The 24,722-nt window shown below is 58.1% G+C and carries 26 protein-coding genes and 2 pseudogenes; 11 read left to right on the forward strand and 17 right to left on the reverse strand.

Annotation, left to right across the window (positions count from 1 at the left end):
- Positions 1 to 35 precede the first annotated feature (35 nt).
- A complete protein-coding gene (gene tnpB, locus QCE88_RS40205) occupies positions 36 to 389 on the reverse strand; it encodes an IS66 family insertion sequence element accessory protein TnpB (RefSeq protein WP_061121645.1) in 354 nt (117 codons plus the stop codon).
- A complete protein-coding gene (gene tnpA / locus QCE88_RS40210) occupies positions 389 to 826 on the reverse strand; it encodes an IS66-like element accessory protein TnpA (RefSeq protein ID WP_309911514.1) in 438 nt (145 codons plus the stop codon). The genes tnpB and tnpA overlap by 1 nt, the downstream gene beginning before the upstream one ends.
- 306 nt (positions 827 to 1,132) lie before the next feature.
- Between tnpA and QCE88_RS40215 the strand changes: the two genes are divergently transcribed.
- Positions 1,133 to 1,318, forward strand: a complete 186-nt coding sequence (locus QCE88_RS40215) for a DUF2934 domain-containing protein (RefSeq protein WP_309911515.1) — start codon at positions 1,133 to 1,135, stop codon at positions 1,316 to 1,318.
- 47 nt (positions 1,319 to 1,365) lie between these two features.
- Here the strand turns inward: QCE88_RS40215 and QCE88_RS40220 are convergent, their stop codons facing one another.
- From QCE88_RS40220 to QCE88_RS40250, 7 genes and pseudogenes are all read right to left on the reverse strand, one after another.
- The gene (locus QCE88_RS40220) at positions 1,366 to 1,911 is read right to left on the reverse strand and encodes a DUF4142 domain-containing protein (protein WP_309911516.1); all 546 of its coding nucleotides are present in this window, start codon (positions 1,909 to 1,911) and stop codon (positions 1,366 to 1,368) included.
- A 648-nt stretch (positions 1,912 to 2,559) separates the two neighbouring features.
- On the reverse strand, positions 2,560 to 3,069 hold the full coding sequence (locus tag QCE88_RS40225) for a HAMP domain-containing sensor histidine kinase (protein ID WP_309911518.1): 510 nt from the start codon (positions 3,067 to 3,069) through the stop codon (positions 2,560 to 2,562).
- Between the two features lie 38 nt (positions 3,070 to 3,107).
- Positions 3,108 to 4,333 (reverse strand): annotated as a pseudogene (locus tag QCE88_RS40230) (ISL3 family transposase).
- A gap of 77 nt (positions 4,334 to 4,410) precedes the next feature.
- Positions 4,411 to 5,094 (reverse strand): RsbRD N-terminal domain-containing protein, encoded by a 684-nt coding sequence (locus QCE88_RS40235; RefSeq protein ID WP_309911519.1) that lies wholly within the window; start codon positions 5,092 to 5,094, stop codon positions 4,411 to 4,413.
- Positions 5,095 to 5,719: 625 nt separating this feature from the next.
- Positions 5,720 to 6,436: a glycosyltransferase family A protein gene (locus tag QCE88_RS40240; RefSeq protein WP_309911522.1), complete on the reverse strand. Its 717-nt coding sequence runs from the start codon at positions 6,434 to 6,436 to the stop codon at positions 5,720 to 5,722.
- A gap of 560 nt (positions 6,437 to 6,996) precedes the next feature.
- Positions 6,997 to 7,308: a hypothetical protein gene (locus QCE88_RS40245; protein ID WP_309911523.1), complete on the reverse strand. Its 312-nt coding sequence runs from the start codon at positions 7,306 to 7,308 to the stop codon at positions 6,997 to 6,999.
- Positions 7,309 to 7,356: 48 nt separating this feature from the next.
- Positions 7,357 to 7,755, reverse strand: a pseudogene (locus tag QCE88_RS40250) (acetyl-coenzyme A synthetase); the annotation flags it as partial.
- Positions 7,756 to 8,360: 605 nt separating this feature from the next.
- Between QCE88_RS40250 and QCE88_RS40255 the strand changes: the two are divergent.
- The 5 genes from QCE88_RS40255 to QCE88_RS40275 all read left to right on the forward strand — a co-directional run bounded on the left by QCE88_RS40255 (position 8,361) and on the right by QCE88_RS40275 (position 11,181).
- Complete coding sequence (locus tag QCE88_RS40255; RefSeq protein WP_309911525.1) at positions 8,361 to 8,693, forward strand: hypothetical protein; 333 nt, start codon at positions 8,361 to 8,363, stop codon at positions 8,691 to 8,693.
- Between the two features lie 157 nt (positions 8,694 to 8,850).
- Entirely contained in the window at positions 8,851 to 9,132 is a 282-nt protein-coding gene (locus QCE88_RS40260) for a hypothetical protein (RefSeq protein WP_309911526.1), read from the forward strand.
- Between the two features lie 312 nt (positions 9,133 to 9,444).
- The gene (locus QCE88_RS40265) at positions 9,445 to 9,663 is read left to right on the forward strand and encodes a hypothetical protein (RefSeq protein WP_309911527.1); all 219 of its coding nucleotides are present in this window, start codon (positions 9,445 to 9,447) and stop codon (positions 9,661 to 9,663) included.
- Between the two features lie 857 nt (positions 9,664 to 10,520).
- Positions 10,521 to 10,790, forward strand: coding sequence for a hypothetical protein (locus QCE88_RS40270; protein WP_309911528.1), 270 nt, complete (start codon positions 10,521 to 10,523; stop codon positions 10,788 to 10,790).
- Positions 10,791 to 10,827: 37 nt separating this feature from the next.
- The gene (locus tag QCE88_RS40275; RefSeq protein ID WP_309911529.1) at positions 10,828 to 11,181 is read left to right on the forward strand and encodes a hypothetical protein; all 354 of its coding nucleotides are present in this window, start codon (positions 10,828 to 10,830) and stop codon (positions 11,179 to 11,181) included.
- Positions 11,182 to 11,269: 88 nt separating this feature from the next.
- Here QCE88_RS40275 and QCE88_RS40280 read toward each other — a convergent pair whose 3' ends face one another.
- Positions 11,270 to 11,761, reverse strand: a complete 492-nt coding sequence (locus QCE88_RS40280) for an AraC family transcriptional regulator (protein ID WP_309911530.1) — start codon at positions 11,759 to 11,761, stop codon at positions 11,270 to 11,272.
- A gap of 848 nt (positions 11,762 to 12,609) precedes the next feature.
- Between QCE88_RS40280 and QCE88_RS40285 the strand changes: the two genes are divergently transcribed.
- Complete coding sequence (locus QCE88_RS40285) at positions 12,610 to 13,011, forward strand: NUDIX domain-containing protein (protein ID WP_309911532.1); 402 nt, start codon at positions 12,610 to 12,612, stop codon at positions 13,009 to 13,011.
- 92 nt (positions 13,012 to 13,103) lie between these two features.
- On the forward strand, positions 13,104 to 13,781 hold the full coding sequence (locus QCE88_RS40290) for an MgtC/SapB family protein (RefSeq protein ID WP_309911533.1): 678 nt from the start codon (positions 13,104 to 13,106) through the stop codon (positions 13,779 to 13,781).
- 830 nt (positions 13,782 to 14,611) lie between these two features.
- Here the strand turns inward: QCE88_RS40290 and QCE88_RS40300 are convergent.
- The 3 genes from QCE88_RS40300 to QCE88_RS40310 all read right to left on the reverse strand — a co-directional run bounded on the left by QCE88_RS40300 (position 14,612) and on the right by QCE88_RS40310 (position 17,671).
- Positions 14,612 to 15,958 (reverse strand): ATP-binding protein, encoded by a 1,347-nt coding sequence (locus QCE88_RS40300; protein ID WP_309911534.1) that lies wholly within the window; start codon positions 15,956 to 15,958, stop codon positions 14,612 to 14,614.
- Between the two features lie 12 nt (positions 15,959 to 15,970).
- On the reverse strand, positions 15,971 to 16,963 hold the full coding sequence (locus QCE88_RS40305) for a PAS domain S-box protein (protein WP_309911536.1): 993 nt from the start codon (positions 16,961 to 16,963) through the stop codon (positions 15,971 to 15,973).
- Positions 16,964 to 17,218: 255 nt separating this feature from the next.
- On the reverse strand, positions 17,219 to 17,671 hold the full coding sequence (locus tag QCE88_RS40310; protein ID WP_309911538.1) for a response regulator: 453 nt from the start codon (positions 17,669 to 17,671) through the stop codon (positions 17,219 to 17,221).
- 443 nt (positions 17,672 to 18,114) lie between these two features.
- Here QCE88_RS40310 and QCE88_RS40315 point away from each other — a divergent pair, with 443 nt between their 5' ends.
- On the forward strand, positions 18,115 to 19,053 hold the full coding sequence (locus tag QCE88_RS40315) for an MFS transporter (protein WP_309911540.1): 939 nt from the start codon (positions 18,115 to 18,117) through the stop codon (positions 19,051 to 19,053).
- 102 nt (positions 19,054 to 19,155) lie between these two features.
- Here the strand turns inward: QCE88_RS40315 and QCE88_RS40320 are convergent, their stop codons facing one another.
- Together QCE88_RS40320 and QCE88_RS40325 are read right to left on the reverse strand one after the other, a co-directional pair.
- Positions 19,156 to 19,992, reverse strand: coding sequence for an alpha/beta hydrolase (locus QCE88_RS40320; RefSeq protein ID WP_309911541.1), 837 nt, complete (start codon positions 19,990 to 19,992; stop codon positions 19,156 to 19,158).
- A gap of 226 nt (positions 19,993 to 20,218) precedes the next feature.
- A complete protein-coding gene (locus QCE88_RS40325; protein ID WP_309911542.1) occupies positions 20,219 to 21,136 on the reverse strand; it encodes a LysR family transcriptional regulator in 918 nt (305 codons plus the stop codon).
- 112 nt (positions 21,137 to 21,248) lie between these two features.
- Between QCE88_RS40325 and QCE88_RS40330 the strand changes: the two genes are divergently transcribed.
- Together QCE88_RS40330 and QCE88_RS40335 are read left to right on the forward strand one after the other, a co-directional pair.
- Complete coding sequence (locus QCE88_RS40330; RefSeq protein ID WP_309911543.1) at positions 21,249 to 22,001, forward strand: SDR family oxidoreductase; 753 nt, start codon at positions 21,249 to 21,251, stop codon at positions 21,999 to 22,001.
- 61 nt (positions 22,002 to 22,062) lie between these two features.
- Entirely contained in the window at positions 22,063 to 22,776 is a 714-nt protein-coding gene (locus tag QCE88_RS40335; RefSeq protein ID WP_309911544.1) for a pirin family protein, read from the forward strand.
- Positions 22,777 to 22,908: 132 nt separating this feature from the next.
- Here QCE88_RS40335 and QCE88_RS40340 read toward each other — a convergent pair whose 3' ends face one another.
- Both QCE88_RS40340 and QCE88_RS40345 read right to left on the reverse strand, forming a co-directional pair.
- The gene (locus QCE88_RS40340; RefSeq protein ID WP_309911546.1) at positions 22,909 to 23,751 is read right to left on the reverse strand and encodes a tetratricopeptide repeat protein; all 843 of its coding nucleotides are present in this window, start codon (positions 23,749 to 23,751) and stop codon (positions 22,909 to 22,911) included.
- Entirely contained in the window at positions 23,748 to 24,674 is a 927-nt protein-coding gene (locus QCE88_RS40345; protein ID WP_309911582.1) for a Ku protein, read from the reverse strand. The genes QCE88_RS40340 and QCE88_RS40345 overlap by 4 nt, the downstream gene beginning before the upstream one ends.
- Positions 24,675 to 24,722 lie beyond the last annotated feature (48 nt).

Below are 24,722 nucleotides of genomic sequence, written 5' to 3' on the forward strand. Positions count from 1 at the left end.
CTATCGGGAACGTCGCTCGGAGAAGGCGCGCCGCATCAGCTCGTATGATGGTACTGCCGGGCCGGATGACGTCGTACCGCGTCGATGTCGATGCCGTCCAAGAGCCAGTGCAGCTGTTCGGTCGTCAACTCGATCACGGGCTGCTTCCGGGATGGCCACGCGAAATGGTCCGCCTCGAGGCGTTTCAACATCAGCCAGAAGCCCGAGCGTTCGTATAACAACAGCTTGACGCGGTTGCGTTTGCGATTATGGAAAGCGAACACGGCGCGAGCGAAGGGGTCGAGCTGCATCGACTGCTCAACCAACGCCGTGAGGCTGTTGATTCCCGCCCTAAAGTCAATCGGTTCACGGTGCAAATAAACGCGAAGGTCGGAATCAAGCCGGAACATCAACGCTCTCCCAGCGCGGCTATCAACGCCGCGACAAGCGTCGCATCATGCCGTGAGCACTCAAGTTCGACTGTTACCCCGTTCGGCAGATGCGCTGACAGGCGCGCCGTTGGTCGCGAGGCAGTCGCTGACTGCTTGTGACTAGACGCCGGCGGCGCAGAGCCCGGTTCAATAGCTAGGACCGGGATGAAAGCCGCCGCTGACGGCTCGACCGCTCGAGCTGCACGAGCAGAGTTTGCCTTCTCCTGTAGCCTTATCCACTTGTGAAGCTGGTTTGCGTTCACCTGCGCCCTAAGTGCGAGCCCAGCGATTGACGCTCCTGGTCGCAAGCACGCCTCAATCAGTCGGCGCTTCCCGTCAGGGTCGTATCGTCGTTTGCCGTTGGAGCACTCGCGAATGACTCGAAGTGGCAGAAAGTCAAACTCATCGTCGCTCATGGTCTGCGTCCGCAATGTGGGTTGCGGACGCAATGGTCGCTCCTAGAAGCCGACAAAGATAGGTGTGCTCGTTTTAGCGCTTACGAATAAACAAGTCCTGCAATGTCTTCGAGGCCATGGCGACTCCTTTGAACATCGGGGGTAAATAACGGGCTGTTGCGTGTGCCGCGATTTCGGTCCAATCAACGTTCCTAACCCGCCTGATGTTGCAATGTCGCGCCGAGTGCGCGACGGCCCAATGCCGGTACGGCGATTGCGCGTCGCCCTGATCAAAGGCATCCAACGCATCGACACCAGGAGACGACCATGAACGAATCACCCGCCGAAGAACGTATTGAGGAATTGGCGTATCGACTGTGGGAGGAAGCTGGTAGTCCGGATGGACGTTCGGATGAATTCTGGCATCAAGCGCAACGACAACTCGCTAAGGAGCCCGGCATCGGAAGTGAGGCAGAACGCGACGCAGTGAATCCTCAGCCTCCGACAAGCTAGCAACAGCGCTATGCGCGCCCGTCCATGTGCGCTGGGCGCGTCAAGCCTTATTGGATGCCCTTCTTCGCAGCAAGTTGCTGCGCCATTTTCAGGTGTTCCTGAATAGTTGGCAGCGCCTTTTGGGCGGCCTTCTTCAGATCAGCGTTTTGACCTTCCTGTGCCTCTTTTTGGAATGCCTCAACTGCTTGCTGGTGGCCTTCCAGACCCACCTTCTTGATGTACATTGTGTCAAATTCCTTTCCCCTGAGCGGCTTTAAGGCACTGATCACGGTCTCATCCGAGTTGTCCTTCGGAACTGTGACACCGTGCGGAGCTGCCATTTTCAACTGAACGGTCAGTTTCGTGTGATCCAGCATCATGTGATGAGCAAAGTTCTTTACGTCCTTGTCTTGAGACTGACTCGTCGCGAGCTTCGCCGTGTCGATTTCCGTCGAACTCGATTGAGACGCGGCCTGTACAAAAGCCTTATCGACCTGCGGCAAGTCATTGGCTTGTGTGGTGCTCGCCGCTTGAGTCTGAGCGCTGCTCACGACCGGCGTTGCTGCGAATGCAGCGGCTGCAATGACTGACAGTCCAAAAGCGTGGTATTTCATGACGTCTCCTCGAGTGATGTACACAGACCGACACAGCAAGCGAAATGCCAAGCAAGCCAGTCGCCCGCATGAAGCGTTACGGCCATCGCTGCATTCGCAACATTCAGAAAATGGCAATGCCGCATGCGTCCACGTCGCAACTCCTCGACGCGCGACCGAATTACTCATCTAGCGCGGTCGAACCTGCAGAAGCAGTCGCGCCCCTACTCGATTGAGCGATTGCCGCATTGGGTACACGAGCATAACTACGTGGCAGGCTGCCGTTGTGGACGTCATCTAACTGCGGCGGGCGCACCGGCTAACCGGCTATGTGCTACATGCCACTGGTATCGTGCCGATGGGTCGCCAACCGTGACCGTGCCTACAGAATAACCGCTGCCGAGAGTGAATGGGCCTCCCGCACGTCGCCGGGAACCGAGGCTATCATCGCTAATTGGCCGCCCACTGCTTTATGCACAGCATGCGCATTGACAACATGGATAGAATTCGTCGCGTCGTCGGAAGCAGACGACCAAGAGCCGCCCAAACGTATCGAGAATCAGCAACGGTTGTTCTCGGAAGGACTGGCTGGTGAGGACGGATGCTGGTCGGCGGGGTGGCGTGCGGTGAGCGCAGAATGCCTCCAGGCCGGAGGAACTCGCATCGGGATCACGACGGTGTGCAGGGCAGGCACACGGTGAAGCGGGTGGTGTGGCCGGTCGACTCGACTCCGATCGTCCCTTGGTGCGCGTTCGCAATACAGCGGCATATGTAAAGACCCAGACCCATACCTGCGGCAGTTCCGGTCCGGTTAGGAATGCCTGCACGTGTCAGTGGATCGAATAGCGTCGGTAACGCCTGCTCCGGGATCGGATTGCCTTCGTTGGAGACGACGAGCGTCATTCTTCCGGCGTGACAACCGGCGTCCACGACAACAGGACCGGATCCATAGCGAACGGCATTCGTCACCAAGTTGACCACCAGTTGCCCAAGCCGCCCGCCATCCCAGCGCCCACGAAGATCGCCTGCGACCTGCAAGTCGATATACGCATCGGGGAAGGACGCACGGACCTCGTCCACGGCTTCGCTACAGATACGTCCGATGTCATGCGGCGTGAAACTGACTGGCATCGCGTCTCCCAGCCGGGAGCGCGTAAAGATCAGCAGATCATCAATCATCTTTCTGGCTCTTTTGAATATAGAGTGGGTAACGCGGCTCACGAGGCATGCGGGTTGAAGCTGGCGAAATCGAGCTTGCCTGCGATGAGAAAGAGCACGGTGCGCATGGTAGTAAAACGCGTGTAGCCGCGCGCCTTGCGCTTGGCGGCTTGAAACAAGCCGTTGATGGCCTCTATAAAGCCGTTGGTCTGGCGGGTCTGCGTCCAGGCAACGATGCCGTCGAAGTGCCGGCGAATCAGACGTGCGACGTCCTTCATCGGCTCGACTTTCGAGCGCATGACGTTGGTGCACCACTGCCGCAACATCTCGGAGACGACATGGATTTGCTTGCGCTCGAGAATCTCGCGCAACTGCTCGCGATACAGCCATGCGCGGGCAGTGCGCTTGGTGGCGTACTGCCTGACAAGCGCCTCAAGGTCGGTCAATTGCGCAAGATTCAGTTTGTTCGCGTCCTTGAGCAGCGTCCAGCGCATCCCTTTGAGTTCCGGGTCGGCTTTCTGTTGTTGGCGGCGCACCGTATCAAGCGCCTTGGACGCATGTGCGACGACGTGAAACTTGTCGAACGTCACTCGCGCATTGGGCAGATGTTCGCCCACGCCCTTGATGAACGCGGGCGACATGTCGATGCTCACGGAGGTGACTTGCTCGGGCGTGCCGTGGTGCTGGTTAAGTACGCGGCAAAGCCCTCAATCGTCTTCGCGTCGCGGCCGGCCGTGACAAACACGACGCGCCGCGCCTGCATATCGGCGACCAGCGTCAGGTACTCGTGGCCGCGCCGGTACGAGGTCTCGTCAATGGCTACCGAGCTCACGTCCGACAGGTTCGCCGATGCCAGCGCCAGTTCCACATAGCGCGAACAGATGGCATGAACCCGGTGCCACGACAGATTGACGATGCGCGCCACAGCGGCAAACGGCATCTGCTGCGCCAGCATCAGCACCAGCGCTTCGAACAGCAACGTGAAACCGTCGAGTTGACCGACCCATTCCGGCTCGACCAGCCGTACCGAGCCATCGGGCAAGCGCACGCGCGGCACCCGCACTTCCAGATAGCACTCGTGCTGAAAGAAGTTCAGGTGGCGCAACCGCTTGATTTGCGTGTCATGCACCGGGTGTTCGCCGGCAACCCCGGGGTAGGCGAAGCGGCTGCCGGCGACAAAGTCCACGGCAATCGTGAGCTGCCGTTTGGTCGTGTCGAAGTCGACGCCTTGCACGTACCACGGGGCCTTGATTCCCAAGGCGGCTTCAAAGAGTTGATTCGTCATGTTCGCTTCGTCTCGCATGGCTGGTTGCCGCATTCTGCAGCAACCAGCCATGCACCAGCTTATCGATTCAGGGCGCCTCAAGGGTTCGCTGCGCCGGGCTCACGCCTGCCCTCGACCCGCCAAACCGCCCACTCGGATTTCAAAAGAGGCATCTTTCTCATGCGCATTGCGCCTCGCTGAACAAAGGCGACCGCTCGCACGCTTGAGGGAGAGAGGGCATCGTCGCGCAGCAGCACTTCGCCCGCATTCAGTATGGCACCCAGCGGCGAGCGCAAGTCATGCGCCAACACGCCCGCGAACAGATCGCGAATGCTTTCAGTGCGGCGCGCATAGTGCCGCACCGATTCTGCGAGCACTTGGTCGATGGCTTCGTTGAAACGGATCATTTCCTGGAACGCCGCCGCGTCTGCGGGCGACGTTTTCTGCCATCGACGAAGCACCGTGGCGCGCAGTGCGCGGAACTCCGCAATCACATCGTTGATGTCAAATCCGTGAGAAAGACGATCCTCTGCGTGACATCGCGCGACGTGGTCGAAGCCGGACTCGGCCGTATCTTTGTCGCCGCGCGACTTGGTCCGCTGTTGAGCTGCACTCTGTCCCTCGCGCATGTCGACCGCAATCGCTGCCAGAATTTCGGCCGCTGAGTCGCGAAGCTGGGTCTCCGACAGCATGCTGTCCGGCTGGCTGAGCGCCAAGGCGTAGCTGGTCCAGTCGTCGATCAGACCTGGCAGATCATCCTCAATAAAGTCGGCTAGGTTCATCGGACCTCCAGTGGGTAACAGACAGGTTTGTGCGATCTCAAGCCGCGGCAGTTTTGCACTGGAGCCTAGCCGGGAGAGCTGCCAGCGGGCAAGGTCCCATCCCTAGTAAATCGGATGTCGCCAACGATTCTACTGGAAGCCGCTGTGCCACCGGCGTCGACCTATATAACCGTAATTAGCGGTTGACCCAAAAGCGCCCTAGGTCGATGACCGGCTCATCTACATCTGATCGTAAAACTCGCCGCCCTTCACCTTGACAGGCACGATACTCACGGTCATTACCAGCTGGCCATGTCACCTTTGACACGTCGGCATGACGTCGCACGGTTGAGAACAGAGTTGGAGAGGCACGGCTCCTGATGGAACGTCAGGAGAGTTTTAACGCGGTGAACCCCGCCGTGATCTGGACCGAACAAGCGTTTGCTCCGACTTCTCAACACCTATAGGGAATTGACGTCAGCTTGGCTGTTCCTGTTGTTCGGCCAACACGCTGTTTCTGCCGACTCGCGGTGCACTTGCGATATCCGTAGCCGACTTGGATGGATTCCTTGCATAACCGCAAAGAGTGCTCCAACGCTTCAGCCAGAATAAAGACCAGGCGATCATCTTCGTAGAACAAAGAGATCTAAGATTCCATCGTGCGGACAGATTGCATACTGATTCCGTCCTCGCCACCGGCAGGAAGTCCAACCAGACGGCGTACACGGGCAAGCGTAGCGCCGAACCCCGCAGGGGCTCTAAATGATTTCCGCGCACTTGTCGATACTTTGGTTTTTGCGGTCCAGCAGATTGAAGCCCCCGACTGCTCCAGCCGCCTCACTAGGTCGACATCCTCGTGACTTGCATAATGCTGGAACCCGCCTGCAAGCTGATACGCCAAGGCGGATACGCCGAGATTGGCTCCATGGATATGCCGGTGGCCTTCTTTTGGAAAGTAGACTTCGCTGAAATCCTGCTGGACAAACGTGTCTTCGGGGGTCCAGTCGTGCACATCGATTACGCCGCACACGGCATCCGCCTGACAGGCAAGCTGGCTAGACAGCCAGTCGTTGGGTACCAGGGTGTCCGCATCAGAAAACGCGAGCCATCGCGCACCCAGTCCAAGGGCATATGCGGCACCTGCCGCGCGCGCAGCGCCCACGTTTCCCTCGAAGATTGTTAGGGTGATCACGGGAAACCGGGTCGCGATTCTTTCGGTTGCATCTGAGCATTGATCAGCGACGACGATAATCTGAACGGGCTCGCCTCCCAGCGCTGGATCAGCTGCAGCAGCAACTGCGGAACGCAGACACCGATGCAAAAAATCTTCTTCGTTATGAGCCGGAATGATGATTGCAAGCATGGTAGGTTCTAGTTGTTCGCTTGCAAGTCCCCAGCAAGTGCTGGGCCACCGACTGCAGGAGGGCAAGGCACGCTCCTCACAATCGCGTCTTGGCGAATCTCAATGTAGCCTTAACTGGCCGAGGCGGCCGATGGGGGGCGTACTTACGTCGAAAACCCGCCAATTCCGAAACATGTCGCCTTGTCGGCGGTTTATCGGCCGGTCTGCGGAGCTGCGGGCGAAGCGTTGCTGGACCTCCCGGTGACTCGCTGCTCGAAGGTTGGTGATGCAGCCAAACACTGGCGACGGTTCAGCACGGAATCTGGGGCGGCGCGCCGAACAACTGGGCATTTGCTTCCGCAACTTTTTGCGATCGACTGCTGCTCTGCGCTGTCAAATCATTTTTCAATCGTTACAGGTCCAAACAGGCTTTGTCATACCGCGTGGATGGGGGCTCGAGTTCTAGGCAGCCACAGTCTTGAAGAATGCAGAAATCCTTGAATGGCCCGAGCCGCAAGCCCAGTAACTGTCCGCTTGTGGCCGCTGGCCGATCAGGTCGGATCGCGTCTTTGCATTGCCACTCAGTGATCGGCGTTCATCCACCCTGATGAGTCATTGACACGATCGCTCGGCCCATTTTCGATGAAATCATCCTCGAAGCTCCGTCCGACCAAATCGTCGTAATGTGCGAAATCGCTGTTGACGATGGCCCGGAACATTTGGATTAGCGCGTTTCCGTCCTGTAAATGTGCGACAACAACCCGGGCGGTTCGTAGAGATATCGATTCTCGGACGGGCGGAGCCGCACTTCCATCGCTCAATTCGAATGCGAAACGATGGATTTCTTCATGCCCTTCGGGCAACTTTGTGTAACCCCAAATCGTTGCTTTCATGCTGGTCGATTAACAAATTTTTTTTGGAGCCAGCAAATGGAGTGCCTAGCGATAGACGCTCACGTCATTCACCTTCTCGTAGGCGCCCGCGGCGATCGCTTCATCGGCGATGTTCTTGAGAGGCAGCGCCTTGTCGCCGCGCATCTGTTCGTCGGCGGTGATCAGCGCGATCGGGCCGACATCGACCAGACGCTCGTTGAGCGAGTTCGATGAGAAACCGCCGAACACGACCGAGTGTGTGGCGCGATGCGCGTGCACGTCTGCATCTCGACCACGCCTTCCACCGACATCGGCAGATAGATCACGACGCGGTTACCCTAGATCCTGTTAGGTGACGTTGGTGACGGCGCCGTAATCGCCTTCGAAAATGATCGCGTTTTGGCTGCCGCGTTCGACATGACGGTCGAGACTGTTGCACGACGCGTTCAGCTCGCCGCCTTCGAACCACGATGCGCCGGCGGGCTTGCTCAATGTCGTGTCAGCTTCGGCTAGATGTTGTTTCTAGTCATAGAGGTTTTTGGCCATCTTTGTCCTGATTTTTTTGTGTCTGTCATTCGCTTGTGGCACGCTGGCACACCGCCTGCGCGAACCGGGCGAACAAGCCCTGCCAGCGGAGGCAATGTGGATGCTCGCTTGCTCGAGAACAGAATAAGGGACTGTCATCGACAGATCGCAGCGCAATCGGAACGGCTTGCGCGGCAAGCTAAGTTAGGTCAATCGCCAACTCAGTCTAGGATGGTTTTACTGTGCTTAGTTCGTTCACTCGCGGAGCTGCTGAAGATGCGTGACGAAGCAACGGACTTCGGCTCTAAGAGTCCGAACCTTCGGGTGGTCGGTTAGATCTCCGGAGGCGTGCAGATTTCGCACTTAGACACTATTCCGCTAATCCATACTCGCACCACGTACCATCACAACACGAAAGTTTTTGTTCATACATGCGCTCGCGCCGGTCGTACCTCGTTTCGTGATCCTCGAAAGACTTCAGCCCGTCTTTGCGACGGGTTTTTCAAGACTTGCCCCGCTCAAGGCGCGAAAACTCGGTCGAGAATGAGTTGCCGGCGCTCGATCATTGCATTGAGCGTTGTGCAATTCGATTCGAGCAGAGCGAAGGCGTCCGCGGCGTCGGGGCCTTTTCGCTGAAGTTCGTTCACGATTTCATTTGCCGTACGACCCGCGCGCGGGCTTGCGCAATGTCAATCTCTGCCTTTTGCCGTGGAACCCTTGCAGGTGAAGGTTACACGCGCGCGGTGATCGAGACTTGCCACAACAGGCGGGAGGTCATCGGAAAGCGGCACGATAGCGCGCTTCGTTTCGAGACCGAGAAGAGTGCTCACGACGGCGGGATGATGGATGCCAGGCGACGTGCGGCGAAGGTCAGCGACTAAGTCTAATAAATATCCTACTCGCCTGCGAGCCCTCTGAGCCGAGGCTCGACGTGTTCACGCGGATTTCGGCTCTTGCTGATCGGGGTGCTGATATTTTTACTTGCGCGGTGTCCGTAAGGCATGCACGATGCTCCAGTAGCGAAACGGAGCGACAAGCATGGACCCGCGCGACCTGTTGATTCTTGTTACTGATCTTCGCCGGGCTCTAGAGCACGATCACAACATCCCGCTGAATGACGCGATTCGAGCGGTCGCGGATCTGATAGACCAGATATCCGACAATTTGCGTCTCACGCCGCAGCTAGCGAATGAACTGCTTCTAGCGCGCGCCAAAGCGCAGGTCGGTAAGCCGTTCGTGTCATTGGAAAAATTGGAGACACTCCTGCTGGCGCGGCATGTATGGAACGGAGCAAATGACCGCGAAGACAGCCAAAATTAATCCCAGCACCATTCGGTACGCTGCGGAGGTGGGTATACGACATCACGGCCACTATGGGACGGTCGTATTACAGCAATCGAAAAGTTCTAAAAACTGCTCGAGTAGCGAGGTGAGTTCGGGAAATCTTTCATTCCGTAATTTCCCTACTATTCGAGCTAAACACGTATTTCATATGATTATTCACATCACCGAGGGCCGATATCAGACACCCCGTTCTGATTCCCGGTGTCTGGCCGCGCACAGAGTCAACGACCGGCGCGGGCGCCCGCGGCAGAAATGTCGCGGGCTTTTTTTAGAAGCGGAATTTATGGGATGAGTGAGGCGATTTGGAATCGTCCCAGCCTCAGGCAGCGGACTTCTACCATCGACCGCGAAATCGCCATCTGCCATCGAGCAATCGACGGCAAGCATGACGAGCTAGCGCGGGCCGAAGCCTCAGGAGGCGATGTCGCAGAGCTCAAGCAAGACATCGACGCGTTGATGACTCGGACGAGGCTTCTGGCGCGGCTCAACGCGATGGATGAGTGGTAAGCGTAGCAGCCTGGCGGTTTTGAGCGCCTCGCCGGAGCGTGCGCGTTTCTCACTGAGGGTGTATTAGCGACATGCCATGGCGAACAAGTTCCCGATTTTCGACATCTCCAGAAAGAGATTCACACATGCACGGCGGGCAGGCTCTAGGGTTGGCGTCGCCTGTGCATGAGATCCGCAAGACGCGACCAAGTATTTACGATGTTCTGATCATGGTTGGGTTTGCGGTTGCTGCGTTGGGGATGCCGGTTGTCTTGCTTATGTTCTGGTTGCTCGGAGCATAAAGGTAGATTGCTCGAGCGTAGCAGGTCCGCACAGGGGTCGATTCAGCACAGCAGTTTATCGCTGCGCGCCACAGAGCCCGTGAGAACCAGTCGTCCGATCTAATTCCAGCAATGACTCTAGACTTTGGCCAATTGCCGCCAATGTTCGTCCTGCTTTGTTATCTCCATGTTTTAGGACACAGTAGTCCTGGAAAGAAATCGGGACACCCCAAACCAAGCCGGACCGCATTCGTGGCGGATTGAAGAAGATGAAGAGCGCTGTCAAGCGGGGTCAGTGCAACGCGCCTAGAATTTGGCCTGCTGCTGCATTTTGGCGTCTCTTGCAGGAATTGCAAATCTTTCGCGTGCGGCATGGACACTTACCGTTCGCCGATCGTTGTGGCATTGCGGCGTAGCGCACATACCGCTATGCCCGATTCGGTATGGTGACGCCCGCAAACGTTTCCGTTCGTCAAACGGAATCTAGCTGCAATCGACTCTTTCCTCCGGACTTGAAGGTATAAAGATTGCTTTGTTTGTCGGCCCGCCCATAAACAACCTACTCGACACTGCTCGGCGCGGCTTACGGGGAAAGTTTTGAAGAACACCAAGCAGCCGAAACGAGCGACGGGACTCGCTGACCGCGAACTCGCGCATCTCGAAGCCATGTTCAGTGGATTCCATCAACGGATCGACGCATTCACGCGCCTGCCAACCGCATATTGGGTCGCGCGACTTAAGCGGATCAACGTCGAATATGCGCTTGTCGTCACTCAACAGAAGCGTCTAGCCACGCTGATGCGAAATCTGGAAATTATGAAGTCGGACCTTCAGCAGGTGGAGGATTGTCCGGCCCACGCGGCATAGGCCTGAACAGCCTTGACGCTGTCGTGCAGATACGAAAATGAGTCAGCTGTTCGACTTCCTCTTCGCCGATGCTTCAGACCATCAACCTGTCTTCGCGTTATCGCTCGCAACGCCTACGCTCCGTTCCGTCACACTCGCGCCCGAGGTGTCAGGATTGCTTGCGACCGCCGCTATCGTCGCTATCGGGGCGAGCGGCGGCAAAATCGCGTCGCATGCTTCGGAGGTCACTCGCACCGCGGTATGCACACATCTCCAGGCGACTCCAGAGATGTCCGCATTGCTGCGCTACCTCAACGTTTTTGATGACACAGTAGGACTAGAAAATACGGCGGTCTTCTTTGAGATCGGCATCATCAAGCTGACGAGGCGCATCGCTCTAAGCGGTCGGTGATACATTTCCACCGATACTGGGAAACGTAACGATCAATGATCGAGGCCGTCGACCCGCAACGCACAGAGACGGCGCTAGAATCGCCGAATCATGAGAAGGCAACCCGATACACCTTTGGCGTCACGCCAATCTGCTGCTTGAACACGCGTGTAAAGTGCGGTTGATCAGCGAAACCCATTCGCGCGCTTACGTCCGCAATAGCGCCGCCGGCTCGCAACAACGGCATCGAACTGCGAACGCGGTCCTGCTGCTGGAAGGCATGCGGGCTCAGTCCCGCTCCTCGCGCGAAGGCACGCAGCAGCACGAAAGGCGTAACGCCAAGTTCGCACGCAAGCGTCGACAAGGTCAAGCGTGCGTGCAGTTCGTCGCGAAGGCGGGACTTCACCGCACGCACCAGCACAGGCTCGCTGCGCACTACTGGTAGGGCGGCAGACAGAGCCGCACGGCGGGCATACAAGCGGGTGACAGCACCGGCAAGTGCTTCACTGCGCTTAAAGCGGTCTTCGCTCACCTCGGAACACCAGTTCACTCCGTAGAGCTGCCGCGACAGTGCGACGTCAGCGGCGAACGGATTTAGCACGTCAAAACGCTCGCGGCGGGGAATGCCGAGTCTCGGAGCGGACCTCTCTAGCAGGGTACGGCGTCGCGCAGACGTGAAGTTTCCGACGCTCAGCGCTTCGCAGCTGAGGTCGCACGCCACATTTCCAACGTCAGGAGTCCACGGGGCGCGGCTTTGAGGGGAGCGACGCCTGAAACTGTGCAAACCACTCAAAACGCACCATTATCCAGGTAATGACGGGATTTAAATAACCATAAAAATACTACTGTAGACAGGAATGTCGCGGAAACTCGGACGAAGGGGCCACAGCCCTGACGTAGATTACTGTGCCTCAAACGTCGCTCATGGGACCTGGAACGGACACCAGATCAATTCGAGAACGGACATTCGACACCAGGGTCGTATATTGAACGAAAAAGCTTCGATCCGTGTTTAAAGACCGCATTCACTCCGCCGCAAGGACTCCGCGTTAGAGCAAAACGTGCTGGATCCAGCGAAGCCAGGCCTGAATTGAAGTACCGTACGCAGGTAACTCTTCGAGAGAATGGTGACCGATCGAACAAACGCCAAGCGTGACCCAGATACCGCAGAGGACCAGGGTCGGAAGGGACGCCACGCCTCCCACCACACAGAGAACCAGTGGAAGGCAGATTTCCAATGACGAGCGGGTTTTCATCGCATATTTTCCCCGTCACAATAACGTCGAAAGCAAATGGCAGGCTGGCATTGCTGGTTGCCATTTGAGGCTTCATTCTTCGTCCAGCACGCCCGGTGCGGATCGAGCGGTTTAGGAACCGTCGCCCCTGTGGCAGGCACTCAAGGCGCTGACCTATTTACAACGATAGCACCGGAATGAAGACCAGGTAACGATGAAAGAAAGAGCAACGGTCGTATGTGTGCAACGCGACAGAACACTCCTCGTGACCCGTGGAAAGTCGCGCTGGTCTTTACCGGGCGGCACAATTCGGCGTTCCGAGTCGCCGATAGCCGCGGCCAGAAGAGAACTGATTGAGGAAGCAGCCCTTGCCGTGGAGGGCATGAGATTCCTTTTCGAGTTTGGTGGCTTTTCGAAACGGCATCACGTATTTCTGGTGGACGTACCAGATGGCGTCGCACCAGAGGCAAGCAATGAGATTTCGCGGTGCCGATGGATCCGGCCAAGGCGGATCTCTACCCTCGTCACGAGCGTGCCGACCCGGCAAATTGTCCGGCTGCTGGATTGTCACAAAAATGCCACAATGCGGACTCCGCCACCGAACCCGCTGCCTTGACCTCAATCACTGCGCAGTCGACTGTCTGGACGTTTAGACGTTTAGACCAGGAGGGTCGCGCGGCATGAGTCAACGCTATCTGGATATTCATTTTGATAGGTAATCTGGCAATCCTGTCTCGCCTTCTCATGGCAGCGCTGCTCGGGAGTGTCATTGGCTTCGAGCGCGAAAGACTGAACTGGGCCGCGGGCCTTCGCACGCACATGCTCGTGTGCGTCGGCGCATCATTGATGATGATGGTTTCCGCATTCGGCTTTGCCGACGCGCTCACCCAGAAAAACGTCGTGCTCGATCCGTCGCGCGTTGCCGCTCAGGTGGTATCGGGCATTGGATTTTTGGGTGCCGGGTCGATTCTGCTGAGAGGCGAGGTCGTCCGGGGTCTGACGACCGCCGCTAGTCTCTGGTCCGTCGCCGGAATTGGGCTTGCCGTTGGTGGTGGCATGTACACCGCAGCCTTCGGCGCAACGGTGATCATCCTTATCATTCTTGCGGGCATAAAGCCGTTGGAGCGGCGCTTTATCTCCGTCAAACAGCAGCGCAGCATACAGTTGCTAGCCGAACGAAGGAGCGTCTCGCTGGACAGTCTGCATCGCGCGCTGGGCACAGGAAGCATCCGGGTCAAACAGTTTATCGTCCAGCAGGCAGAAGACGACCCTGACCTCGACGATGTTCAGATTGCATTGTCCCGCGCGTCTTCGGCTGAGTTCACCGCGATCTGTGGGCGGCTGGCGGCCATGTCGGGCGTTCGTGAGTGTCATCACGAAAAGTGAAAGCGCAAAGGTTCATGATGATGCGGACATATGAATATCGCGGGTTCTCGCTTGAGGTGTCGGTCGAGTCGAATCTGGGCTACCAGCCGGTCAGGGATCCTGCAGCGCGCTCCGGATATGTTGCGGCTGTCAGACTCTTCCGTGGCGGCAACAACGTAGCGAGCTTTTCGCCGCTCAGATTTGGTGAGGCGGGAGGGCGTCCGTTTGATACCGAGGTTGACGCTTTGATGGGCGGGTATAGCGCAGCTCGGAAAATCGTTGACGACCTCTTTGGGTCCGAACTTCACTGACGTCACGTGCAGCATCCATCCCGCGTGTCTGCGCGGACAGGGTTCGCGAGCCATATCAAACTACGTGGCTTGCGAATGGCGGCTCACGAACCCTGATGAGCCGCTCACCATTTGTCATCGAAAGACTCCTTGTGGCCGGTAGGCGCCGCCACACCTTTCGCCTCCCGAAAGCAAGGCGCGTCCAGGTCACTCCTGGTGGCAACCATCAGCGCCGACATCGCCCGGAACACCGAGTCAACCGATCTGTCGCTGCGCGCACTGCGGCGCTGAAGATCTCAATTCTATCAACTGGGCAAATAAATAGTAATCCTACATTATTTGCGCTAATTCCTTATGTAACATGAGAGCTTGCTCCGCAAGAGGCAGCGTGCTCACTGTGACACTGCATGGCTGGGGCGTCGGCGGATCTCGAACGAAGAAGCCGCTGAATTCGCGCAAAAAACGACACATGTGATCGCGTTCGCGAGCATCGATCCACATGAAGGAAAGGTGGGCGCACGACAAGCTAGCGGAATCCGATCAACCTCCGGCGAACGCGTATTACTCCGGTCTGCGGTGCGATGCGATATCGCCAAGCAACGAGAACAATTTTCCCACGTCGAGCGGCTTAACGAAGTGATGATCGAAGCCCGCCTCGAGCGCCTTTTCTTTGTCCTGCGGCAGGCCATATCCGGTCACCGCGATAAGGACTGCCTGCGACGTGTGAGGACGGGCCCTAAGCAACGATGCCAATTCATATCCGTCCATGTCGGGCAAGCCGATGTCTAGAAGACATGCGTCTGGACTCCACTGTTCGGTTTCCTTCAAAGCAGCACTGCCGTTTGCGGCGACGCGTACCTCATTGCCTAAGGTGTCCATCAACATGGTGAGCGTCTCGGACGCATCTATATTGTCGTCGACGATCAAAATGCGCAACCGGGTCAGCGCAGGCGTATGTGAGGCTTGCGCCCTCTCGCCTCCTTGCGCACAGGCCGTCGGGACGTGTTCCAGGCAGACGACGAACCGGCTGCCCTTTCCGGGTCCCGCGCTGTAGGCTCTCACGGTACCGCCATGAAGCTGAATAAGACTTCGTACCAGAGCCAGCCCTATACCTAGCCCTCCTTGGGAGCGGTCTGAACTGCGTTCTCCCTGGGAGAAAAGGTCGAATGCTCTCGCGCACACCTCACGCGTCATTCCGATGCCGTTGTCAGCGACCGAAACTTTTATGAACTCGCCATCGACGGCAACGGAGAAGTCGATGATGCCTCTGTCCGGCGTATATTTAGCTGCATTGTTGAGTATGTTCACGAATACCTGAGTGAGCCGCTTTTCGTCGGCCCGTACCAGTGCCGCGGCTGACGATGTATGCAGCGACAGGCGATGCTGTTTCCGCTCAATGAGGGGCCTCACCTGCTCAATCGCATCAGCTGCTATCCGGTTCGCGTCGAGCACCTCAATGTTGAGCTTGGTCAGGCCCTGCGTCACCCGTGACACGTCCAGCAGGTCATCGATGAGTCCGGTCATATGCTTTACTTGTCTCGAGATGATCTCGCATGACTTGCTGACCCGACGCGCGTCGTTGGGCATGGCTCGCATCAATTCCGCTGCGCTTGCAATAGGCGATAGCGGATTGCGTAGTTCGTGAGACAGCATCGCCAGGAACTCGTCCTTGCGCTTGTCTGCCAGACGCAGTTCTTCTTCGGCATTGACGCGATCAGTAATGTCCAGCTGCGCGACGACAGCGCCGGCGATCTCGCCGAGATCGTCTCTGATTGGCGCCCCGGTGCTCAGCAAGGTCCGCCGTTTTGGTGGCTCATCGAAACTCTCGATCGACACAATGTCATTCGCAGCGCCCTCGCCGCGCAAGATGCGCGCGGTGGTCGGCCCAGCGTCCTTTCCACTTTTCAAAGTCACCGATCCTTACCGGGGGGGGTGATTGTCGCCCCACAGCTGGACGAAAGACCGGTTCACGCGCTCAATGGCACCATTTTTATCACTCACGACAATGCCTATCGGAGCTGCTTCTAATACGGCGTCAAGGCGACGCGTAGCGTCGAGAGCCTCCCGCGTGCCAGCTTTTGCGCTTCGCTCGCTCGCGAGGAGCCGCTCCTCGCTCATGCGCTGTTCCGTGATGTCGGAGAAAAGTACTCCGAGCTGATGTGGTGTCGTAGCGTCAGGACGGAAAGCATAGATGTCGAGCCAGCGCCCAAGCTGCGTTGCCTCTCGCTGGGCGTGCACGGGCACCCCGTCCCTTGCCACAGCGCCGTAAACATCGAAGAAGTGCTGGTCGTGGCCTGGAATTACTTCCGAAACACATCTTCCGACCACATCGGCGAGCCCTGTATGCGCTTCGAACGCGGCATTCACCATCATGAACCGGTAGTCGCAGAGGTCACCGTCTTGACTAAACGATAACTCGATAACGCAAAACGCCTGATTAATTGCATCGAACAAACTGCGGAATCGTCGTTCGCTCGCAGTGAGCGCCTGCTGTGTCACATGTGCCGTGGTGACATCGGTGGTCGTATGAGAGACACATAATAAGGTTCCCTCGGCATTGAAAATCGGCGTGTTGACGGCGCTCCAAAACCGTTCCTCATAACGTCTTGTTCCATCCGCAGCGGTAACCCAGAGCGGAAAACGTTGCAGCGCCATTGTCTGGGCTTTGCCGCTCTCGATGGCTAGAGCAATCGATTGACGCAGAGCCTCCACGCCGGTGTCGTTGGGATCGGCCTCGTTATGGGGAAAGACCTCAAAAAGACTCCTTCCCACCATGTTTTCGCGACGGAGCGTCGAAACGTTCAAGAAGGCGTCGTTGACTGCCAGGATGATCGCATCCAGAGTGAGCGACAGAAGGTAACTGCCGACAGGCGCCGTGTTGAAGATCTCTGCGAAAATTTGAGCGGAAGCCATAGGCCGATGACGCCGGAAAGCGGCGATTTAAGATTGTCAGTGCTGGAGAACTCCTCCGCAACATGTGTGCCGGGTGCTTTGGTTACTGGTAAGCGGGTTAGATGGAAGTCGCAGGTTTAGCCGAGCGCGTATCCGGCAGCCATTGCCGTCGCAACGCGCCGATCCGATGCACCTCGTCTCAAACGTGCCGTGCCGTGCCGCCGAAGAGATGACGATGCAGCGACCGTCGCATCGCCGGATAGACAGCGAGATCGGCTAATCGTGCATTGTCGGAGGCCTACTAGCGGATCTCAGCATCCGCGTGATAAGCCGCAGGAGCGTTGTGGGCGCACCGGCCTTTTGACAATAGCCATCAAAACTAGTATCGACACCGCCGGAGCGAACGGCTGACTCGTCAAGCGCCGTAAATGCGATGATCCCGATGTCGCTGGTAACTGGCCGCAGGCGCAGTCGGTGGGCGAGTTCCAAGCCGTTCATTTCCGGCATATTGATGTCCAACACGGCGATATTAGGAACCCATGTCTGGGTCAACTGGAGCGCGGCCCGCCCACTAAAGACGCAGCGTACTTGGTAGCCATCGGCGTGCAGGACAGCGGCCAGCGCTTCTGCGCCTGGCTCATAGTCGTCGACTACCAGTAGACGCAAAGCGCCCGACTGTGGTTCTTCGATAGTACGGTCCGACCAGCGAGCCGCTCGATGGGAGAACATATGCTGTGATTGCCCGTAGTCTGATTAGACGAATGCTAACAGCGTTCCAAAACCCGGGTCAGCAATCGTCGCGTCGAGAGCAGCCAATTTTCGGCCAGCGTGGGCATGAAATTGGTTGGAAATGCCGGATCGGAAAATGACCATTGGGCCAAAATAACATCTGACAGGTCGGTCCGCCAACTTCGGTGAACGAGTCGCTAAGCCGACCGCCTTTCAAATGGAGCGAGAGTCGGAGGCCAAGTTTGTTGTGCGCGGCAACCTACGCTTTGTGCAGCGCCCTGCGCCTCCTCCACAACTTTGCCCAGCGCAAGGGACGTAGCGATCTGAGTGCGTAATTTCGGGGAAGCCGAATACGCAGTCCTGCCAAAAGCGCCATCGAAGCCCGCCGGTTGGCCCAGCGTTGATCCCCGGAACTGTTGGTTCTCTACACCGACAGGCGACAAATGTTACCCGCACTTCACTCTACAGTTGTCCGCCGCCTTGCACTGCCCGCTTGCGATCGGCAAGGCCGTCGCGATCCTTCAGCGCTGTACCCCTCCGGTTTCCTCGAACGGAGGCTGACGACGGAAGCCAGCGCCGCCCGAGACATCGCGATATTTCCGCTGAGCCGTGCATTGCACACGGCGGCGCACGATCTTGCCGCCCACAAGTGGACCGATGTCTTCCGCTACCGCAACATAACGTTGAACATCGTCGGCATGCTGTGCTGGCTGACGTGCCTCGTCGTGCTCAGCGCACTGTTCCCGAGCTACCTTATCGACTATCTGCACCCGAGCCTGGAGCAGATGGGCTACGTGCTTTCAGCAATCGGCTTCGGCGGCACGCTCGGCACGCTCGTGATGCCCGCTCTTTCGGACAGACTGGGCAGGAAGCCGGTCATGAACTTCTCGGTGCTCGGAGCGGCCGTCTCCCTGCTCCTTCTCATGCGAACCGGTGCGAATCCGACGACGCTCTTCGTCTATCTCACGCTTACGCTCTTCTTTGTGTTCAGCATGATCACGCTGACGGTGGGACCATTGAGCGCCGAATCGGTGCCGGCTAAGTTGATGTCGACGGCTTCCGGTCTCGTGGTCGGCATTGGAGAAGTTTTTGGTGGCGGGTTAGCGCCGGCGATTGCGGGTTATGTCGCGAAGCACTCCGGCATCCAGTACATCATGCATCTCGGGTTGGTTGCGCTCGCAATCGGCTTCGTCGTTACGTTCAGTCTGAGGGAGACGGCGCACTCCCGTACGCGCAGGCGCTGCCGTTGCAACGGACTGATAGTGCGCGCGTGGAGCCTTGACGGGCTCCGCGCGATCCTCGTTGCGCGAGGTCCGCTCGGGGCTCTTCCGTCGGGCCGCGCCACGGCCCGATGCGCTTCACGCAGAACGGGTGGCTGCTAGATTTCGCACAGCGGCCGTTGCGCGGAGAGTAATGAGCGTCGCTTGATGGCCGACTTCGGAAGGCTGCCCGCTTCACGCCTATGCTGTGAAGCGGGCACCGGCTTAGGCCTGCACGAAAGCCAGCAGGTCAGCGTTTAATACGTCCGCATTGACGGTCAACATACCGTGCGAATAGCCGGGATACGTCTTTAGAGTTCCATTCTTGAGTAATTCGATCGACTTCTTCGCCGAGTCCCCGATTGGCACGATCTGGTCGTCCTCACCGTGCAAAACGAGTGTGGGTACGGTGATGGCGCGAAGATCTTCCGTCTGGTCCGTTTCGGAAAAGGCCTTGATGCCCTCGTAATGTGCCTTTGCACTACCCATCATGCCTTGTCGCCACCAGTTCTGAATGACGCCCTGATGGACCGTCGCATCGGGGCGGTTAAAACCGTAAAACGGTCCCGACGGTACGTCTAAAAAGAACTGCGCACGGTTGTCGGCGAGTGCATTGCGAAAACCATCGAAGACCTCGATGGGCAAACCTTCCGGATTTGCATCCGTCTTTACCATGAGCGGCGGCACGGCGCTCACCAGCACCGCTTTCGCCACGCGACCCGCCGGCAGGCCATGTTTAGCCACATAACGCGCGACTTCGCCGCCGCCCGTCGAGTGGCCGATGTGCGCCGCGTTGCGCAGATCAAGCGCTTCAGCCACGGCGAATGCATCGGCGGCGTAGTGGTCCATGTCATGACCATCCGACACCTGCGACGAACGGCCGTGACCGCGCCGGTCATGGGCAATGACGCGATAGCCCTTCTGGACGAAGAACAGCATTTGCGCGTCCCAGTCGTCGGACGACAACGGCCAGCCATGGTGAAAGACAATGGGCTGCGCGTCTTTCGGGCCCCAGTCCTTGTAGAAGATCTCGACGTTGTCGTTCGTGGTGATGTACGGCATGGTCATTTCCTTTCTTAAGTTGTTAGTGGCAATGTCCGGCTGTCTTGAACCCGGTGTTTGTCTTCGTAGCCCAGCGCGGCGTTGTTCACCGTAATCCCGAGCGCTGTTGCTGACGGGAGAAGCATACGAAAACGCCCGCCGACGCAAAATAGCTGCTTCTGCAAACCATCGTTGCAGTGGTGCAATATAAAAGACCAAAAAGTCATTCGAACGACGCCGACCGGCTTCACCTCGCACCGAGCCACACCGGTTCAGAGAGGTGCAGTGCGAAGTAGTCCGAGAGCGCCGTGACTTTGGCTGGACGCGCTCGCGCCGACGGCGTTACAAAGTAGAGACCGCCCTTTGTCAGATGCCAGTCCTTCAAAATCGACTCCAGCCGCCCGTCTGTCAGGTACTCACCTGCGATGAACTCGGGCAGCTCCGCAATCGCCAGCCCTTCCAGCAGCGTCGGCAACAGCGCATCCGAGTTTGTCACCCGCAGCGGACCGACGGGCGTGATCGGCTCCTCCTCACCTGCATCGTTGACGAAACGCCAGACATCGCTGCGCGCTCGGTACGCGTAAGACAAACACGGCCTGTCGACGAGATCGCGGGGATGCGTCGGACGGCCGTGTCTCTCGAGATACTTCGGTGATGCGACAAGCAGTTGAGAGACTGGGCACAGGCGCTTCGCCACGAGCGATGAATCTGGCAACGCCGCGATTCTTAGCGCCGCATCGAAACCCTGCGCGACGATGTCGACCGTCGCATCTGATAGATGCAGGTCGATCGAAACCTCGGGATAGGCTTCGAAGAAGCCTGGCAAGAGCGGCGCGACCCAGCGCAGGCCAAACGACATCGGCACAGCAAGACGTACGAGGCCGCGCGGCTGGACCGACATCTCTCGCGCGGCATTTTCCGCCTCCTCTGCCTGCCGGTAGATGTCCCCGGCTTTCTCCGCAATCGTTCCGCCAAATTCCGTGAGGGCAAGCTGGCGCGAAGTCCGGTTGAAGAGCCTCGCGCCGAGCCGCTCTTCGAGTCTCGCCACGCCGCGCGAAACCGTGGCGACCGACACACCCATCGCACGCGCTGCCGCGGCGAACGATCCCTCTTCGGCGACTTTCGCGAACATCGCCAGCCCTTCGAAATCCGGAAACTTCGTCATTTCATTTTTGCAATGATGGTTTGCAGACGATTCTATTTCGAAAAGATGCCCGCGTCGATATTCTCCTCACATCGCTTCACCACTTAACGAAACGAACTCAAGGAGAAACACCATGGCACGTAAGCTCGAAGGGAAGATCGCTCTCGTCACCGGCGCTACCAGCGGCATCGGCCTCGCAACGGCCAAGCGCTTCGCGGCGGAAGGCGCGCACGTGTACGTCACCGGCCGCCGTCAGGCTGAACTCGACGCAGCCGTCCTGGAAGTCGGCAATGCGACGGGCGTACGCGTCGATTCGTCGAAACTCGACCAGCTCGACGCACTGTATGAGCAGATCCGCGGCGAGAAGGGTCGCCTCGATGTGCTTTTCGCCAATGCTGGCGGCGGCTCAATGGTGCCGCTTGGCGAAATCACCGAAGCGCACTATCACGACACCTTCGATCGCAACGTGAAGGGCACGCTGTTCACGGTCCAGAAGGCATTGCCGCTGCTGTCGCGGGGCGCATCGGTGATCCTCGCCGGCTCGACTGTGACCATCGAAGGAACGGCCGCCTTCAGCGTCTATTCCGCCTCGAAGGCCGCTATTCGCAACTTCGCACGTAGCTGGATTCTCGATCTAAAGGACCGCGGCATCCGCGTCAACACGATCAGCCCCGGCGCGACCAAGACACCCGGCTTGGTCGAGCTTGCGGGACCGGACGCCACGCAGCAGCAAGGTCTGCTGGATTATCTGGCGTCGCGCATTCCGATGGGCCGTGTCGGCGATCCGAACGAAATCGCTGCCGCAGCGCTCTTTCTGGCATCCGACGACGCGAGCTTCGTGAACGGCGCCGAGTTGTTCGTCGATGGCGGCCAGGCTCAAGTCTGAGCCTGCTGCTCGGGGCGGCAGCGCCAGGCTGCGCTCCCGCAGTCGACACATGGAGATCAAAATGATCGAACATCGCCCGTTTGAGACGCTCGGCTGCATCCAGCGAGACTGGCTTCAGGCGAGGCTGCATTTTCGCTTCGGCGAGATCGGTCTGCCCGAACATGCCCCGTTAGGCCCGCTCTACATCTGGAACGACGACACGTTCGCGCCGCGGTCGGGCTTTGGCATGCACGCGCACAAGAACGTCGAGATCGTCACCTTCGTGCGCTCCGGCGCCATCACGCACGAAGACAGCTTCGGCAACACAGGCCGCATCGAAGCGGGCAATGTGCAAGTGATGAGCGCTGGCAACGGCATTCGACATGCCGAGCGCAATATGGAGCATGAGCCAACGCGGTTGTTTCAGATCTGGCTGACACCGCGCACGCTAGACGGTGAGCCACGTTGGGCTCAACGTCGTTTCGATATGGACCGGCAAGTTGAAGGCTTCAGTGTCTTTGCGAGCGGCGCGTCAGCGGACATCGACGCGGGCGCGCTGTCGATTGATGCTAATGCTCGTCTTCTAGCCGCGAACATGCGTGCCGGGCAATGCATTGATTGCACGTTGTCCAAGGGTGAGATGGCTTATCTTGTACCGACGGCAGGCGGCATTCAAGTGAACGATGTCCGTCTCGCCGCACGCGATGGAGCGGCAGTGATCAACGAGTCTGCTCTATCGATCACTGCATTCGACGACACATGGGTTGTGCTTCTCAAGACGCTACTGGCACCGTAGGCGTTGCAACTGCAATGACGGGTCTCGTTGAGACGCTCCCAAACACATGACGCAAATAGTATCAACGAATTTTCGTGTGTAATCCTTATTGACCTAGCATCGAACGTGGCGCGAGCTAGACTCTTTTGCGGATCACCCGCTTAGCTTCCGATAGGCGTTGAGGTGACGAATTAAGCCGCGTCGATCGCCACGTCTGTCCAGCAAAATCGCCAGGTTATGGTGAGCGTCCGCATATTCTGGGTTAAGCGCCAGACACTCTTCGTAGCTTGTCTTCGCTTCGTCCAAGCGCTCCATGATGTCGAGCGCGACACCTCGATTGAAGTGCAACACCGCGTCGCGCGGGAAAAGCGCGAGGGCTTCGTCGAACACACGCAATGCGTCGCCGCACTGATGTTCCTGCTCGCACAGCAACGCACCGAGGTCGACGTAGGCTGCATAGAACGGTTCAGGCGATAGCTCGATGGCGCGCCTATACACTCGAACCGCAGCACTTGGATCTGTCGCTCGCAGCGATTCGGCGAGATCATACTGCTGCTTCGCTTGTGATACTGCAACGCTTTTGCGCTCAGGCGTCGCCTCCAAAAGCACGACATCGCCGGCGACTTCCGCAACTTCGAAATCCAGCAGCATCTGGCCACTCACTGCATCCCAGCGTGAGGCCCCTGTTTTAACCACAATGTCATTGCCTTCTGCGGCGACGCGGATGCCCGACAAGGGAAGCTCGTCGGGGAGTTCTCGTCTGAGGCGTGCGAGCGCTTCGCGGAGCTTGCGCGGAGAGGCGTTCGAGGTCCGAAGTTGCAAGGCTGTGCGCAACAGTACGACATCCTGAAAACTAAAACGCAAAGCGTTGCGCGGCCCGCGAGTCGGCGTCACCAGGCCAAGATCGATCAAGCCGTCCACCACGCCGCGGGATACGCCAAGCATCGTCTGCAGCTTGGCAAGGGAAACGTGGTGCGCTACGTCGCGCTTGCTCACTTGCGCGCACGCACGCGAGTTGGAACTTCTGCTGGCGTCTTCGGCGCGCGGGCAGCCGGCTTTCGTGTTTTCGGCACCGCCGGGACCTCTTCCTCCGCTACTGGCCTAGCTGCGGTCCTTCGTTTCGCAGCAGGCTTCGCTTTCCCATTGCCCTTGGAAAGACTTGCTCGTAGCGCTTCCATGAGATCGATGACTTCGCCGGACGCAGTTTCTTCCTGTGTTTCGGTGGCCACAATCTGCTTACCTGCGATCTTCTGGTCGATGGCGGCCAGTACCCGTTTCTTTTCTTCGTCTTCGTACGCTGCCGCGTCGTACACGTCCGCCGCACCTTGCTCGATGATCTGCACCGCCAGTTTCAGTTCCGACTCCGACACCGCCACGTGTTCAATACCAAGATCTTTTAGAGAGCGCACTTCGTCAGCGAACAGGAGTTGCTGGAAGACCATGCCGCCCTCGGACGGACGTACCTGAACGATGCGTGTCTTACCTTTGTAGCTCCACTTCGCGAGCGCGCAACGACCGGTCTTGGCGAGCGCCTCCTGTAACAGGCTATAGGGCTTGCCACCACGCTTATCGGGGGCGATAAAGTACGCCTTGTCGTAGAAAATCGGATCGACCGACTGTTCAGGGACGAACGACACGATCTCAACGACGTGACTTGCCCCCTCCTCTAGCGCCTTCAATTCTTCGGCGGTGAAGACGACATAGCGATCTTTTTCGAACTGGTAGCCCTTCTGCATCGACGATCGTTCCACCACCTGTCCCGACGACTCCGATACGTATTGCTGCTTTACCCGTGAACCGTCGGGTGCGAGCATGTTGAAACGAATCTCAGATGAACTCTCGGTCGCTGAATAAAGGCGAACCGGAATGGACACCAAGCCGAAAGACAGAGAGAGCGACGCAATCGAGCGAGCTACCATGAGGCTTCTCCTAGCCGGCATGCTGATCTTGCATTTCGCCGGACGAAA

It is taken from the genome of Caballeronia sp. LZ035 (genome assembly GCF_031451175.1).
Classification (GTDB): Bacteria; Pseudomonadota; Gammaproteobacteria; order Burkholderiales; family Burkholderiaceae; genus Caballeronia.

Coding starts and splice junctions, on each gene's coding strand:
- tnpB (WP_061121645.1), bottom strand. CDS start 389: ATGTTCCGGCTTGATTCCGACCTTCGCGTTTATTTGCACCGTGAACCG.
- tnpA (WP_309911514.1), bottom strand. CDS start 826: ATGAGCGACGATGAGTTTGACTTTCTGCCACTTCGAGTCATTCGCGAG.
- QCE88_RS40215 (WP_309911515.1), top strand. CDS start 1,133: ATGAACGAATCACCCGCCGAAGAACGTATTGAGGAATTGGCGTATCGA.
- QCE88_RS40220 (WP_309911516.1), bottom strand. CDS start 1,911: ATGAAATACCACGCTTTTGGACTGTCAGTCATTGCAGCCGCTGCATTC.
- QCE88_RS40225 (WP_309911518.1), bottom strand. CDS start 3,069: ATGATTGATGATCTGCTGATCTTTACGCGCTCCCGGCTGGGAGACGCG.
- QCE88_RS40235 (WP_309911519.1), bottom strand. CDS start 5,094: ATGAACCTAGCCGACTTTATTGAGGATGATCTGCCAGGTCTGATCGAC.
- QCE88_RS40240 (WP_309911522.1), bottom strand. CDS start 6,436: ATGCTTGCAATCATCATTCCGGCTCATAACGAAGAAGATTTTTTGCAT.
- QCE88_RS40245 (WP_309911523.1), bottom strand. CDS start 7,308: ATGAAAGCAACGATTTGGGGTTACACAAAGTTGCCCGAAGGGCATGAA.
- QCE88_RS40260 (WP_309911526.1), top strand. CDS start 8,851: ATGGACCCGCGCGACCTGTTGATTCTTGTTACTGATCTTCGCCGGGCT.
- QCE88_RS40265 (WP_309911527.1), top strand. CDS start 9,445: ATGAGTGAGGCGATTTGGAATCGTCCCAGCCTCAGGCAGCGGACTTCT.
- QCE88_RS40275 (WP_309911529.1), top strand. CDS start 10,828: ATGAGTCAGCTGTTCGACTTCCTCTTCGCCGATGCTTCAGACCATCAA.
- QCE88_RS40285 (WP_309911532.1), top strand. CDS start 12,610: ATGAAAGAAAGAGCAACGGTCGTATGTGTGCAACGCGACAGAACACTC.
- QCE88_RS40305 (WP_309911536.1), bottom strand. CDS start 16,963: ATGGCTTCCGCTCAAATTTTCGCAGAGATCTTCAACACGGCGCCTGTC.
- QCE88_RS40310 (WP_309911538.1), bottom strand. CDS start 17,671: ATGTTCTCCCATCGAGCGGCTCGCTGGTCGGACCGTACTATCGAAGAA.
- QCE88_RS40315 (WP_309911540.1), top strand. CDS start 18,115: ATGTTACCCGCACTTCACTCTACAGTTGTCCGCCGCCTTGCACTGCCC.
- QCE88_RS40320 (WP_309911541.1), bottom strand. CDS start 19,992: ATGCCGTACATCACCACGAACGACAACGTCGAGATCTTCTACAAGGAC.
- QCE88_RS40325 (WP_309911542.1), bottom strand. CDS start 21,136: ATGACGAAGTTTCCGGATTTCGAAGGGCTGGCGATGTTCGCGAAAGTC.
- QCE88_RS40330 (WP_309911543.1), top strand. CDS start 21,249: ATGGCACGTAAGCTCGAAGGGAAGATCGCTCTCGTCACCGGCGCTACC.
- QCE88_RS40335 (WP_309911544.1), top strand. CDS start 22,063: ATGATCGAACATCGCCCGTTTGAGACGCTCGGCTGCATCCAGCGAGAC.
- QCE88_RS40345 (WP_309911582.1), bottom strand. CDS start 24,674: ATGGTAGCTCGCTCGATTGCGTCGCTCTCTCTGTCTTTCGGCTTGGTG.